General features: G+C 61.1%; 11 protein-coding genes and 3 pseudogenes. 5 read left to right on the plus strand and 9 right to left on the minus strand.

Going from position 1 to position 12,395, the window contains the following annotated elements; translation table 11 throughout:
* Nucleotides 1-318: 318 nt before the first annotated feature.
* From HDG39_RS26200 to HDG39_RS26210, 3 genes are all read right to left on the minus strand, one after another.
* A complete protein-coding gene (locus tag HDG39_RS26200) occupies nucleotides 319-4,134 on the minus strand; it encodes an autotransporter outer membrane beta-barrel domain-containing protein (RefSeq protein ID WP_184009901.1) in 3,816 nt (1,271 codons plus the stop codon).
* 486 nt (nucleotides 4,135-4,620) lie between these two features.
* On the minus strand, nucleotides 4,621-4,965 hold the full coding sequence (locus tag HDG39_RS26205) for a DoxX family protein (protein ID WP_184009903.1): 345 nt from the start codon (nucleotides 4,963-4,965) through the stop codon (nucleotides 4,621-4,623).
* A 2-nt stretch (nucleotides 4,966-4,967) separates the two neighbouring features.
* Entirely contained in the window at nucleotides 4,968-5,891 is a 924-nt protein-coding gene (locus HDG39_RS26210) for an NAD-dependent epimerase/dehydratase family protein (protein WP_184009905.1), read from the minus strand.
* Between the two features lie 129 nt (nucleotides 5,892-6,020).
* Between HDG39_RS26210 and HDG39_RS26215 the strand changes: the two genes are divergently transcribed.
* The 4 genes from HDG39_RS26215 (at nucleotide 6,021) to HDG39_RS26230 (ending at nucleotide 7,639) form a co-directional block, all read left to right on the plus strand.
* Nucleotides 6,021-6,626 carry a TetR/AcrR family transcriptional regulator gene (locus tag HDG39_RS26215; RefSeq protein ID WP_184009907.1) on the plus strand — a complete coding sequence of 202 codons (606 nt, stop codon included), beginning with the start codon at nucleotides 6,021-6,023 and terminating at the stop codon, nucleotides 6,624-6,626.
* Between the two features lie 126 nt (nucleotides 6,627-6,752).
* Nucleotides 6,753-6,890, plus strand: a complete 138-nt coding sequence (locus tag HDG39_RS26220; protein ID WP_184009908.1) for a hypothetical protein — start codon at nucleotides 6,753-6,755, stop codon at nucleotides 6,888-6,890.
* 110 nt (nucleotides 6,891-7,000) lie between these two features.
* Nucleotides 7,001-7,318, plus strand: coding sequence for a hypothetical protein (locus HDG39_RS26225; RefSeq protein ID WP_184009910.1), 318 nt, complete (start codon nucleotides 7,001-7,003; stop codon nucleotides 7,316-7,318).
* A 69-nt stretch (nucleotides 7,319-7,387) separates the two neighbouring features.
* Nucleotides 7,388-7,639, plus strand: a complete 252-nt coding sequence (locus tag HDG39_RS26230; protein WP_018425166.1) for a DUF1488 family protein — start codon at nucleotides 7,388-7,390, stop codon at nucleotides 7,637-7,639.
* A 327-nt stretch (nucleotides 7,640-7,966) separates the two neighbouring features.
* Here the strand turns inward: HDG39_RS26230 and HDG39_RS26235 are convergent, their stop codons facing one another.
* A complete protein-coding gene (locus tag HDG39_RS26235) occupies nucleotides 7,967-8,800 on the minus strand; it encodes an oxidoreductase (protein ID WP_018425165.1) in 834 nt (277 codons plus the stop codon).
* Nucleotides 8,801-8,954: 154 nt separating this feature from the next.
* On the opposite strand from HDG39_RS26235, the gene HDG39_RS26240 reads away from it, so the two are divergent.
* Nucleotides 8,955-9,866: an AraC family transcriptional regulator gene (locus tag HDG39_RS26240; protein ID WP_260328266.1), complete on the plus strand. Its 912-nt coding sequence runs from the start codon at nucleotides 8,955-8,957 to the stop codon at nucleotides 9,864-9,866.
* 777 nt (nucleotides 9,867-10,643) lie between these two features.
* Here the strand turns inward: HDG39_RS26240 and HDG39_RS26245 are convergent.
* The 5 genes and pseudogenes from HDG39_RS26245 to HDG39_RS26255 all read right to left on the minus strand — a co-directional run.
* A complete protein-coding gene (locus HDG39_RS26245) occupies nucleotides 10,644-10,931 on the minus strand; it encodes a hypothetical protein (RefSeq protein ID WP_184009913.1) in 288 nt (95 codons plus the stop codon).
* Between the two features lie 193 nt (nucleotides 10,932-11,124).
* Nucleotides 11,125-11,553: a VOC family protein gene (locus tag HDG39_RS26250; protein WP_184009916.1), complete on the minus strand. Its 429-nt coding sequence runs from the start codon at nucleotides 11,551-11,553 to the stop codon at nucleotides 11,125-11,127.
* A gap of 170 nt (nucleotides 11,554-11,723) precedes the next feature.
* Nucleotides 11,724-11,909: pseudogene (locus HDG39_RS35240) on the minus strand (hypothetical protein); the annotation flags it as partial.
* Nucleotides 11,910-11,964: 55 nt separating this feature from the next.
* A pseudogene (locus HDG39_RS35930) lies at nucleotides 11,965-12,057 on the minus strand (IS6 family transposase); the annotation flags it as partial.
* A 1-nt stretch (nucleotide 12,058) separates the two neighbouring features.
* Nucleotides 12,059-12,172 (minus strand): annotated as a pseudogene (locus HDG39_RS26255) (IS6 family transposase); the annotation flags it as partial.
* Nucleotides 12,173-12,395: the final 223 nt, after the last annotated feature.

A 12,395-nucleotide genomic window follows, 5' to 3' on the forward strand; every position in this document is an offset into this window, starting at 1 on the left:
CATACCTTGTCGCTTAGTAACGTGCGAATCATCCCGTCTTGCAATTGCAAAAAACAAGATGTAAACACATTTCGTCAAATGTAAACAGACCCTAGAGATCGACACGGCAAGTATTGAAGTCGCAGAAGCAAGCCGCTTGCGAGGCTGTTTTTGATGCACTTCGGCCGGTCGCCGGGGCGATCGCTGACGACTTCTCGACCGAAGTCGACTCTTGATATCAGGACTGGCAAGGCAGTTATAGGTCTCCTTTGCCTGCCTGCATTTGTGCATCCACGACCTGAAGGTCGGGATGTAGGACACCTTGCACGTTTAGAGGCCCTACCATTGGTAGCGCACGCCGAGATCGCCCTCGACGCCACTACGGCGGACATTGCTGTCTCCACTCACGGCGAACTGGTAGCCGAACTGTCCGTAAAGGTTCAGCCGCTCCTTGATCCTGGCGGTGACACCGCCGGCGAGCTCCAGTCGCGTGGCCTGCACATTCAGCGGCACCCGGTCATTGGCGAAGGTCGTGGTGGCCTGGGCATTGAAATCCCGCCACAGGTTGGCACGCACATACGGCTGCCACACCGCTCCCTGGCTGCCTTCGATGGTCCACTTCCCGCGCACGCCGAGCCGGCCACTCGCGCCCGAAGTGGAGCCGAGGGAGACTTCACCCAGACCATCGTTCGCGTCGGAGAACGACACGTGCTGCCAGATGATCTGCGCCTGCGGCTCCAGCTCGAAACCCGGGCCGAGCGGCAGCGGGATCGGATAGCCCCCCTCGAGTGACGTCGCGAAGCCCGTACCCCGGACCGGCAGATTCGCAAACTGAGTGGTCGCGGCGCCGTCGTAGTGCGTACCCTGCACAACCGCATCGACATACCAGCCACTGGGGCCGTAGTGCGTCCAGTAGCCTCCGCCTGTATATGCATTCAGATGCATTGAGCCGGTGTGCTCCAGCGTGTATCCGGTTGCCGTTGCGTTGGTGACCAGGCCATCGACATCTGCACTGCCGTAGCCGTATGCAAAGTAGACGCCTGCAGCGTCGCGATGACCGGGCCAGACGCTTCCACGCCATATGTCGAGACCGGTCTGCACGCCTCCGACTCCGCCGCTCACGCGCGGATCGGCGTAAGCCCCGTAGCGGTTGTCGATCTGGCCGCCGAACACGCGTCCCCAGGCGGAGTTTGCCCAGCCCGCGCCGCCGCTCTCCGTCGTGAGCGTGTCGCCGATGCGCTCATGGAGCGTCCCGAGCATCTCGACACCCATCTGCCGGGCGACCGGTTGAACTACGCCATAGGTGGCCAGTTCCGGCCCGATGATCGGGTAGACGCCTGGCGGCAGCGGATCCGACGGGGGCTCGGTGCCAGGTCCAGTTCCCGGTTCCTCTTCGCCTCCCTCGGGTGGGGGCGGCACGACGAACGACGAGCGCAGAAACCAGTCCTCGGGATTGCTGCTGTTGAGGCCGCCGCGAAACAAACGATAGTCTTCGGCGCCACCGCGCGCCTCGCCGACGAGCGTAAAGGCGTCCGACGCCGTGGTGCCACCGTTGGTTGTCTCGACGACGAGAATGCCGTTCCCCGTCGTCAACCCACCGGAGCCGCCTGCGTTCGTGATGCGTACGGCTGAAGGGTCGGCGCTGCCGCCGTTGATGATGAGTCTGTCCGACGGCGAGCCATCCAGACCGAGGAACGTGCGCAGCGCGAGCGTGCCGCCGGCACCCACGAAATTTTTGACAGTCATCGCACCGAATTGCCCTGCCGGGAGCCCGAAGCCCGGCTCGACCGTTCCGGCATTGGTGACGGTGTTCAAGTCCGTTCCTGTACCGCCCAGGGTTCCGTTCGCCTCCACATTGACCGGCGACTGCAACGAGCCGGTCAGATTGAGCACGCCATTGCGAACGTTGGTCGGACCGGTAAAGGTGTTCTGGCCGGATAACGTGAGCACGCCGTTGCCGGCCTTGGCCAGTGCCCCGCTTCCGGAGAGCACGCCGGACCATGTCGCGCCCATGCCGTTGGTGTCGATGGTCGACGTCGTGCCTCCGACCAGCGTTGCGTTGACGCCTGCGCTCAGCGCCGAACCCACCACCTGTATCGTTCCTCCACCGAGATTGAATGCATAGGTGCCACCCAGATTGTTGAAGTCGCCGAACAGCGAACTTCCGCCAATCTGCAGGGTGCCGCCCGACAGGTTATACGTGCCGTTGCCGGCCGCCGCGAGGAACAGTCTCGACGCGCTGCCGATTGCAAGAGTACCGCCGGTCTGGTTGATCGTACCGGTGCCCTGGCTACCCGTGGACGTGACGTTCGAGCCGATGAACAGCGTCCCGTTAGCCACGTTGAAGGTGCCGCCGCTCAGGTTGAGCGTGCCGCTGCTCGGGCTGCCTTGCGTATTGCGGCCGAGCGTCATGAAGTCGGTGGTGCTGTTGCCGAATGTGACCGTTCCGCCCGCCAGGTTGTAGGTGCCCGTGCCGCCCTGGTTGCCGATGTTCAGCGACACCGGCGTGCCCGGCATACCGAAGACGACGTTGCCCGCGGTCTGCGTAACCGTGCCCGTGCCGCCGAAGTCGCCGACCTGGAGCGCGGAGTTGAACGTGAGCGTGCCGCCGCTCACGTTCAACGTGCCAGACGACGTCGATCCGGGGACCTGCGTCGCGAGGGAATTGCCGAGGCCCAGCGAAAGATAGTCGATCGCGGTGCCGCCGCTGGAGACCGCTAGTCCACCGCCCACCACAAAAGCCGAGCCGCCCTGAATCCGCGCACCGTTGATCGTGAACGTCCCTGCGCCAGTCTTGACGAAGATGCCGTGCAGCGCGTCGCTCGCCGTGCCGGCATTGATGATCGTGCCGGCGAAACTGGTGCTCGTGTTATCGGTGCCAACCACCAGTATGTTCGTGCCGTCGATCACGGTGCCGCTGCCCGACAGGTTCGGCAGCGGCACGACACCCGTCGCGACCCCCGGAATCGGAGTGGTTGTGACGCCCGAAATATCGAAGGTGCCGTTGTTTAACATCCCGCTGGTCAAATTGATGCTGCCGCTTCCCGTCAGCGCCAGCGTGCCGGCAGAGATGGTCGTCATGCCGGTATAGGTATTCGCATTGGTCAGCGTGAGCACGCCGTTGCCGGCTTTGGCCAGTGCCCCGCTTCCGGAGAGCACGCCGGACCATGTCGCGCCCATGCCGTTGGTGTCGATGGTCGACGTCGTGCCTCCGACCAGCGTTGCGTTGACGCCTGCGCTCAGCGCCGAACCCACCACCTGTATCGTTCCTCCACCGAGATTGAATGCATAGGTGCCACCCAGATTGTTGAAGTCGCCGAACAGCGAACTTCCGCCAATCTGCAGGGTGCCGCCCGACAGGTTATACGTGCCGTTGCCGGCCGCCGCGAGGAACAGTCTCGACGCGCTGCCGATTGCAAGAGTACCGCCGGTCTGGTTGATCGTACCGGTGCCCTGGCTACCCGAGGACACGACGTTCGAGCCGATGAACAGCGTCCCATTAGCCACGTTGAAGGTGCCGCCGCTCAGGTTGAGCGTGCCGCTGCTCGGGCTGCCTTGCGTATTGCGGCCGAGCGTCATGAAGTCGGTGGTGCTGTTGCCGAATGTGACCGTTCCGCCCGCCAGGTTGTAGGTGCCCGTACCGCCCTGGTTGCCGATGTTCAGCGACACCGGCGTGCCCGGCATACCGAAGACGACGTTGCCCGCGGTCTGCGTAACCGTGCCCGTGCCGCCGAAGTCGCCGACCTGGAGCGCGGAGTTGAACGTGAGCGTGCCGCCGCTCACGTTCAACGTGCCAGACGACGTCGATCCGGGAAGAGTTGGGGCATTGCCCAGGCCCAGCGAAAGATAGTCGATGGCGGCGTCGCTGCTCGTCACTGCCAGTCCGCCGCCAATCACGAATGCGGAGCCCCCCCGGATCCTTGCGCCGTCGAGCGTCAGTGTTCCGCCTCCCGTTTTGACAAACTGGCCTTGTTGCGACGCTGGATCGCTCGCAACGCCAGCATTGTTGATCGCGCCGGAGAAGCTGGTGCTCGTGTTATCGGTGCCAACAAACAGGACGTTGTTGGCGGGAGTGTCGATCGTTTCGCTCCCGGAGAGATTGGGCCGTTCAGTCACCGTCTGCTGCGCCAATGCCGGCACGGGTGCCAGGCCCATGAGCCATATGGCATGGAGGATGCAGAAAGGGTTGAGTCGCTGATGCCGCGTCGTCAGCGGAATTGTCAATCGACCGTGCGCGCCCCCGGCCAACGTGCTTAACGATGCGCGATGAATCGTTCTTGCCGCCACGACGACCCTCCGTTACCTGCCGGTGGAAGTTTGCCAAGTCAAGCGAGCTTGACTTCGGGAGACCGACCCATCGACGTTGACTTTGGAAAGCATCTCCCCGAACAGTCGTTGCCTTACTGGTTGTGCGCACGCGATTGAGCTGTTGCCAAGTTCTGCTAAGGGTAGGTAGGCATATTGATTTGTCAAGAATTAACCTGGAAGGCTTCGCTACAAAAAGCGGACGCATGACGCACGTTATCAGACCGGAGTTGGTCCAATGCAGCTATCCGTGTGCGTATTTCAAGTACCTGCAGCACGGATTGCCCGCGCGGCCTGTTAGCGTCCCGGGCTCACTCGCCTGGTGACAAGGAAGCCTCAACCGCGGACCGCCACAGTAACCACGATGAGAGCCGAGAAGATCAGCGCCGGGGCGAGATGCCGGAACGGCTCCCGGTTTCGTAGCAACGTGAAGAGCGCACCGATCATGATCGCACCGGCCAGCGTTAGGCCTACGACTCTGGTTTGTTGTCCAAGAAGAAGTGCCGCACTCAACAACTCGAGAGCGCCACAGAGCCACTGAAACCATGCCGGATAACCCCAGCGTGCGAAGTCGCGCTTCACCGCGCCGGGTCTTACGAGATTGACCACCCCAGCAACCGCGAACAGAACCGCTACGATCGTCGCGAGGATCGATTCTAAAGACGCACTGTTCCACGCCATCGTCATGCTCCGTTGATTTGCTGAAAGTGTTTTTGTGCAGAGAGGTCCGCAATCAGGCCGGGGCCATGGGGCTCCCACGCAAGAACTCGCCGGGCATGCTGGCCGCTTACTGTCTGGTCGAGCGCCAGTGCGTCAGCGAACAGTCCAAGCGATTTGCGAGCATCGTCGAGCGACCAGAGTTCGACGCGATCGGCGCCGACCGAAGCCCGAATCGCTTCACCCATTTCGGCAACGGCAACGGCATCTTCCGCGACCACGTTGAAGATCTGTCCCGTGACTCGATCGTCCCCGCTTGCCGCCTGTTCCACCGCGCTCAGGTAAGCCGCGGCGAGATCGTCGACGTGAACGGCAGGCCAGTGATCGCGACCATCGCCGACGATCCTCACACTGCCGGTCTGACGGACCATCCCGGCAAGCATGCCGAAGACGCCGCCGCCGTAGCCGTGCACCATCGCAGGCCTGAGAATCACTGCGACAATCGAGCGGCTCGCCGCTAGCGCCCGCACATGTCGCTCCACTGCGGGCCGCCAGGCGACAAGTGGTGTCGGGTTCAGCGCCGAAGCTTCAGTCGCGGGCTCCCCCTCCGTATTGCCGTAGACCCAGGTGCCCGACGTATAGACAAACGCCGCGCCCGGCTGCAAATGCGAAAGCATCGCTACAGCCGCAGCCTCGTCAACGGCACCGGCGGAAGCATCACTGGTCGATGCCATGTGCACCACGCCATCAGCGACACCGGCAGTCGCAGCGAAAGATTGTGGCTCACGCAGGTCGCCGGAATGCAGTTTCACGCCGAGACGTGCCAGCGCGCTGGCGGCCGCCGACCTGTCCTGGCGCACCAGCGCCGTCACCTGATGGCCGCGGCTGATTGCCTTGCGCGCGACCGCTTGCCCGATGTAGCCAGTACCACCTGTAATGAACAGTTCCATAGCGTTCTCCTCGATGATTGCCCGCGAAATTGATAAGTCACATGAACGAGACTTGCCGGTCTCGTTTGGCGAATCTAAACGAGACTGACCAGTCTTGTCAACTAGTCGGCGATCTGTTATCTATCTCGGATGAACACGCACTCTTTCCCCGACCTGAGCCCGCTGCAACGCCGTAAGCGGTCCGCCATCCTCGAAGGCGCGAAAGCCGTCTTTTTAAGCCAAGGTTTCGGCCTGGCCACAATGGACGATGTCGCCGCGGCCGCTGGCGTCGGCAAACAGACGGTCTACCGCCACTTCAAGTCGAAGGAGGCGCTCTTCGTTGGACTGGTGAGCTCGATGTGCGCTCAGGTGGGTGGACTTCTTGCCAGCGCTCGGGACGAGCAATCCGATGGATCGCCCGAAATCGAGTTGCGCGAGTTGGGATGGGTGTTGGCACGAAACCTTATCGCGCTCGACAATCTGCGGCTTTACCGGGCCATCGTTGCTGAGGCGGAGCGTCTTCCGGAACTCGGCCAGGTGTTTTACGAAAATGGCGCAAAGGTCGTGCGTGCCTTCGCGGCAAAAATTCTGCGAAAGCGATTTGACGAATCGACTGCTGTATTGCGGGCAGCGACATTCGTTCAGTTGGTGCTAGGCGACGCGTATCTGGAACTGTCAATTGGCTACGCGGTGCCCGATGTTGAAGCGCGCTTTGCGCTGCAAATTGACGAGGCGGTCGCGGCTGCGCTTCGCTAAAATGGGCCAATCCTGGCAGTTTTCCGCGTAGCGACACTGCAAATCAGTTCATTTTGACGCCGCGACCACACTAAGCGCGTATGCTGGGAATACCACCTTGTCACGCAATGCACCGGGAGCAACACCATGGCCAAGAGTCAATTACGCAGCACTCGCGAAGCGAAAAAGCCCAAGCAACCCACGAAGCCGTCAGTGCCGGCAAACCCGTTCAGCACGGTTCATTCGCGGGTTGCGAACGAAGTTGTCGCCAAGAAGAAGAAGTAAATCGGTTGGCCGCGGACACGCGGCACAGCGATCACATGCAATTTGTAATGTTCACCGCAGGAAATTGATATCTCCACATTGAAGGCGCAAACCGCCTCGGGAGGCGCATCATGATCCACCACAACTCGGACCCCACTTTTCGTGGGCTTCCGCTCACGGCCGAGCAAGACTCGGAAATTCGTCACTACCTGAACAGGAAGGCCAAGCTGGGCAAGCCATGGAATACTCCCGAACTGCGCGGGATGCTTGAGGACATGCTGCTGCCGCCAAGTACCGAAGACGACAGCGAGAGCGATATCCCGGGCGACGCGTCGACCGCCGCTGAGCGCGCAGCCGCGTTCGTCGATCAGGACATGGAACCAATCGAGGCGTATGAGGAATTGCATGCCGCGATGGAAGCCGAAAGCATGAAAGGCGATCCGCACTAGCGGGAGCGCTCCGCGCAGGTAGTGAGCGTGCAACCCGGTCCATCCAAGGCGTAGAACGAAGGACGACACATGGCACTCAGTTTTTCCAACCCCAGCCGCAGCTATGATGGGATCAGGCATGGCGTGTGGTTCTGGGGATACGACAAAGCACGCGAGATTACCTTCTTTGTGGAAGACCGCGTACTGAAGCATTTCGACTCCGCCCTCGGTACTGACGAAGCCGAGGTGCTGGCCTCCTTCGACCGGAATCGCAATGAGATCCTGAAGGTCGCCATGACCCTCTATGCCGAGGGGCCGCAGACTCTCTACACGCTGCACTAAAGAAGCCTGGGCAGGCCGCGAGCGACACACCCGCCGCATCGGGCGCGCAGGCATCCGCCGAGGCTTGCGCTCAAGGCGAGGATGCAGGAGAAAGCGCACGCTCGCTTCGACTTGCTTCGAGAAACTCATGCGATGAAGCCTCGAAAGATCCACTGATCCCTTCGCCGCGTCCAGACCGGCAATCGGACCCCGAGCCGGCGTTCGGTGTGTCACGAATAAAGGGCTGCTACGCATTGCCAACGGACTTTCAGATCGGGCAAGCATCGCTTCGTTCGCACCCGACGCCGCGGGATACGGTTCTCGACAGATTCTCAGCCTCGGCGGTGATCAGCCGTCCGTCGAAACGGTGGTAGCCTCCCAGGCATCGATTTCCGCGTTCAATGCCGACAACTTGTCTCGAACGAGCCCGAGTGCGTCGCTACCGAGCAAAAGACGCGTGGGCGGATGATCCGCTGCAATGGCGGCCAGCATTGCGCGCGCCGCTTTCCTGGGATCTCCCAATTGCTTGCCGCTTTTTTCCTCGCGGGCCTGGCGGATGGGATTGAAAATATCGTCGTAATCCGAAATCGAGCGGGGGGTCCGCGTCATCGAGCGACCTGCCCAGTCAGTGCGAAATGACCCCGGCGCCACGGCCGTCACGGCAATACCGAAGGGCTTGACCTCTTTGCCAAGCGCCTCGGAGATGCCCTCCAACGCGAACTTGCTCCCGCAGTAATAAGCGATTCCCGGCATCGTGATGTAGCCGCCCATCGATGTGATATTCAGAATGTGGCCGCGGCGGCGCTCACGCATGAACGGCAGGACGGCCTTCATCATGGCGACCGCACCAAATACATTCACATCGAACTGTCGGCGCATATCCGAGAGCGGCGATTCCTCCATGATGCCCTCGTGGCCGTAGCCGGCATTGTTGACCAGCACATCGATTGGTCCGACGCCAGCCTCGATTTCCGCCACGACGCCGTCGATCGCGTCGAAGTCGGTCACGTCGAGCACACGTCCCCAAGCGGCATTCGCGGATAAGGACTCGAATTCATGCTTCGCCTGGGCACTTCTCACCGTGCCGACGACCTTGTGACCCACCGCCAGCGCTTCCTGTGCGAGCGCGCGGCCAAAGCCGCTGCTGACGCCGGTGATGAGCAGAGTTTTGCTGGTTGCCATTGAAGCTTCTCCCGAATGTCGATTGGAGAGTGCATACTAATCTGACGCGCGAGGCAAATTAAGCCGAATTCCGCTAATTTTCTTGCATAAAACTATGAACACGATACGCGCTTCGACCCAGCATCCAGCTTTATCCTCTCGAAGCCAGAAACGCATGATTGTCCTGCTCCGCGCGTTGGCGCCCGACGAGGGCTACAACCTGACGGCACTGCCGAGCGTCCGCATCTTGCGGTCGAACCGGGCGCTATCGCGCACGCCCGTTCTGTACGACCCGGGTATCGTGATCGTCTGCCAGGGCCGCAAGCGAGGTTATTTCGGCGACCAGCTCTACCTGTACGACGAGCGTCACTACCTGGCCGTGTCCGTGCCCGTGCCGTTCAGCATGGAGACCGACGCAACCGTGGAGCGCCCACTGCTCGCGCTGTATCTGCACCTCGATTTCGCGTTGGCCGCCGAACTTGCGGAGCGGATCGACCGCGAAGGCGTGGGGGAGTGCGCACCAGCACCTCAAAGCATGATGTCGACGCCGATGGATGACGCAATGCAAGCGTCCGTGCTGCGCTTCCTCGAGGCGATGCATCGGCCACTCGAATCTGCTGTGTTGGGCGCCGGGCTGCTGCGTGAACTGTATTTCCGGGTGCTCACCGGAGCTCAGGGAGGCGCGTTGCGCGAGGCTTTGGCGATGCGAGGACAGTTCGGCCAGATAGGCCGCTCACTCCGCCTGATTCATGCAAGCTATGGGCAGCCCCTCGACGTGAGGCAACTGGCCGACGAAGCGGGTATGAGCATTCCGAGTTTCCACAGCCACTTCAAGGCAATTACGCAGGTGTCGCCGATGCAATATGTGAAGTCGACGCGCCTTCATCAGGCTCGCCTGTTAATGGTGCGCAATGAGCTAACCGCGGAGGCGGCGGGACATGCTGTGGGTTATGCGAGCCCGTCCCAGTTCAGCAGGGAATTCAGGCGTCTGTTTGGCTTGACGCCGGCCGCAGAGGCAAAGCGTATGCGCGAGAGCTTCGCGATCCCGGCAGTATTCGCTGATACGGCTTATGTCTCGTCGCACTGAATTTGCCGCGGTTCGGTTCGATCGTAGATCAGTGACCGGACATCCACGAATGTCTGCTAGACGGTGAGAAGCATGCGCCCGCAACTCGTCATGGAGGACGGTTACTTTTGACGAGGGAGGTTTTCAGCGCAGGTTGAAACCCGTCGCGAGTAACGGTCTTCGCTGGCTGCGGGTTGCAGACCGCCGGCCCCGCGTCGTAATCAAGGCAGCGCTGGATCACAACCGGCACCGATGAGCGCGAACGTTCGATGTCACGCCGATCGTGCGAAAGTTAGGGGGTACTGGGACGGCGGCCGTTTTCGAGCGGCGATGCAAATCACCGAGCCTACGGATTAACTGACCGAGGTCCGTCCTTGATTCGTTGCGCGGCCGCCGCCTTGAACTCCGCCGTGTACACCTGGTTTGGTACCTTGAACATCTCTTCTTTCCTTCCTTTGGGTCGATTTTATACACGACCTACTGGAAGGCGAAATTTCGGGGGAAGCTCAAGTGACCGTGCGACGGCGATGGCGAACCGCTGCAGCTGGGCCGTACTGCGTCCGACAGCGTCCGGCTCAGTTCCCCGGTCATGGTCCATTGCTTTTCCACGGAGCGGTCATTCAACGTTGGGGCGAACCCGGCCTTCTTGCGCGTTATGACCGGCCAGTCACACCCATTTTTTTCTACCGTCGCGATCTGTGTTGCCAGTCGCTGCTATTCGGTCACGCTACGCCCGACGAAATTGAACCGCTTGGTCGCTTGCGCTCATTTGCGCCCGGTTGCCAGCCTTGATTGCTCTCATTGGCCGGCTGGCGACTTTGTGGTTGGGGTCGCCAGCGAGTTGTTAACCCCGTAAGCGGGGGGGCGGGACGTCGAGCTACTGTTCGCGCTATTCGGCTGGCCCGAGGTCGGCGACCCGGCGCCGCTGTCCGTGTTGCTGGCACCAGGCGCGCCGTAGCCACTCGTTGCAGCAGCCGGCGACTGTGTGGTCGGAGTCGCCAGCGTGTTGTTGCTTTGTGCATATACGCTGCCCGACAGCGTGAGTGCGGCGACGGCCGCGATCAATGTGCTGGTTGCCTTGTTCATGACACGCTTCTCCTTGGTTGGACTGCGATTTCGACGCAAACGATGCTTTCGTACTGTTTCCGTCGCGGTCTCGTAATGCCAAGTTTAGGAAAGCGGTGGCTGATAGTTACGCGCATTATTCACAATGGTGAATATCGATTTTCGGCGCTAACCGGGTAACCTGGCGCGCGCAAGACTGCCACTGTGGCCGCCATCATTTCCCTTCCCGCATCCACGGCGTAAACGTGATTCCGACCAGCAATCCTTCCGGCCCGATGAAGCGACTGACCGTCTGGCCCCACGGCTCATTCCGGTTCCTGACCAGCATCCGATACCCTTGCGATTCAAGTTCCGCCGTTGCCGCCTCGACGTCGTCGACATCGAATTCGATCCAGGCTTGCGGGATGGGTACGTTGCGAGGCCACGAATCCGTGCCGAAGCACGACTGAGAGGCGTGGGAGAGCGGCCACAAGGCGAAAGAGTTTGCGCCGTTGAGACCCTCCGTATGGAGATAGCCGCCGTTCTCTTCCTTGAAGGGGATACCGAAGGCCCGACCGTAGAGATCGCGGCTTGCCTGGGTTTCAATCACAATCGGGCCAAAGCCTGCGATGAACAAGGCCGTGGCTTTTGGGATCTTTTCCATGGCTTCTCCTTTGCCGCGAAAGAGCGGCGCGATGAAGAACGAACATGTTCGCCCACGCCCATCGAACTGATCTGGCGGCGAGTTTTCCGGTACCGCGGGGCATGGCATGGTTGAGTGTAGGCTTGTTTCGGGTGGCCGGCGATGCGTCGCGCGGGGCCGTGGCGCGTGCGTCAACGCGAAACGGCGTTGGCACGCTTTACCGTCGCTTTGCAAGACTTGCAGAAATGTGCGCGGGTGCGATGCCCGGCGTCTTGCGCGTTGTCCTCGCCGCCTCGTTCAAGCGTGCTGCGATATGCGCGCGACTGCATCTCGGCAAGCCGGCTCAGCGTACGCGACAGATCATGCGCGCCTTCGAGGGTTCTGTCGCAGTAAGGCAAGTGGCACAAGCAAAGGCGATATGCGAAGGATGGCTTATGAAACCAACGAGTAAAATTGCTGGGCGGCAGACAGCGGAGTGTTGCCCGAACATTGCAGCTGTCCTTTCTTGGTCATGTGCATCAATTCGGGCCACGTACCACCGCACGCACGGCAGCATCACTTCAAGCGGATAGTGCAGCCGCTTCAGAACCTTGGCGATGCCCGGAGCAAGCGTAGTTCGTGGGGTCAGTGTCTTCTTCATCGTGCGGCCAAAGCGTTTTCCTCAGCGTCGAACTTTACCTCCCCCGCGTTAATGCGACAGAGCCGCGCGAACAGCACATCGGCGAGGCCCGCCGTCACGACGTGAAGATCAGAGTTCTCCTATAGCTAAGGACTGTAAAAAAATATAGCGTCGGACACGATACCTGCCGCCACAGCGATAGCTACGCGTCGCTGTCATCAATGATTGACAGCGCTTCGGGCGT

The organism is Paraburkholderia lebeckiae, assembly GCF_014201005.1.
Classification (GTDB): Bacteria; Pseudomonadota; Gammaproteobacteria; order Burkholderiales; family Burkholderiaceae; genus Paraburkholderia; species Paraburkholderia tuberum.

Bases quoted from the DNA above. Each gene is read 5' to 3' on its own strand.
- HDG39_RS26235 (WP_018425165.1), bottom strand. From the start codon at position 8,800: ATGGCAACCAGCAAAACTCTGCTCATCACCGGCGTCAGCAGCGGCTTT.
- HDG39_RS26225 (WP_184009910.1), top strand. From the start codon at position 7,001: ATGATCCACCACAACTCGGACCCCACTTTTCGTGGGCTTCCGCTCACG.
- HDG39_RS26240 (WP_260328266.1), top strand. From the start codon at position 8,955: ATGATTGTCCTGCTCCGCGCGTTGGCGCCCGACGAGGGCTACAACCTG.
- HDG39_RS26205 (WP_184009903.1), bottom strand. From the start codon at position 4,965: ATGGCGTGGAACAGTGCGTCTTTAGAATCGATCCTCGCGACGATCGTA.
- HDG39_RS26230 (WP_018425166.1), top strand. From the start codon at position 7,388: ATGGCACTCAGTTTTTCCAACCCCAGCCGCAGCTATGATGGGATCAGG.
- HDG39_RS26215 (WP_184009907.1), top strand. From the start codon at position 6,021: ATGAACACGCACTCTTTCCCCGACCTGAGCCCGCTGCAACGCCGTAAG.
- HDG39_RS26210 (WP_184009905.1), bottom strand. From the start codon at position 5,891: ATGGAACTGTTCATTACAGGTGGTACTGGCTACATCGGGCAAGCGGTC.
- HDG39_RS26250 (WP_184009916.1), bottom strand. From the start codon at position 11,553: ATGGAAAAGATCCCAAAAGCCACGGCCTTGTTCATCGCAGGCTTTGGC.
- HDG39_RS26220 (WP_184009908.1), top strand. From the start codon at position 6,753: ATGGCCAAGAGTCAATTACGCAGCACTCGCGAAGCGAAAAAGCCCAAG.
- HDG39_RS26245 (WP_184009913.1), bottom strand. From the start codon at position 10,931: ATGAACAAGGCAACCAGCACATTGATCGCGGCCGTCGCCGCACTCACG.
- HDG39_RS26200 (WP_184009901.1), bottom strand. From the start codon at position 4,134: ATGGGCCTGGCACCCGTGCCGGCATTGGCGCAGCAGACGGTGACTGAA.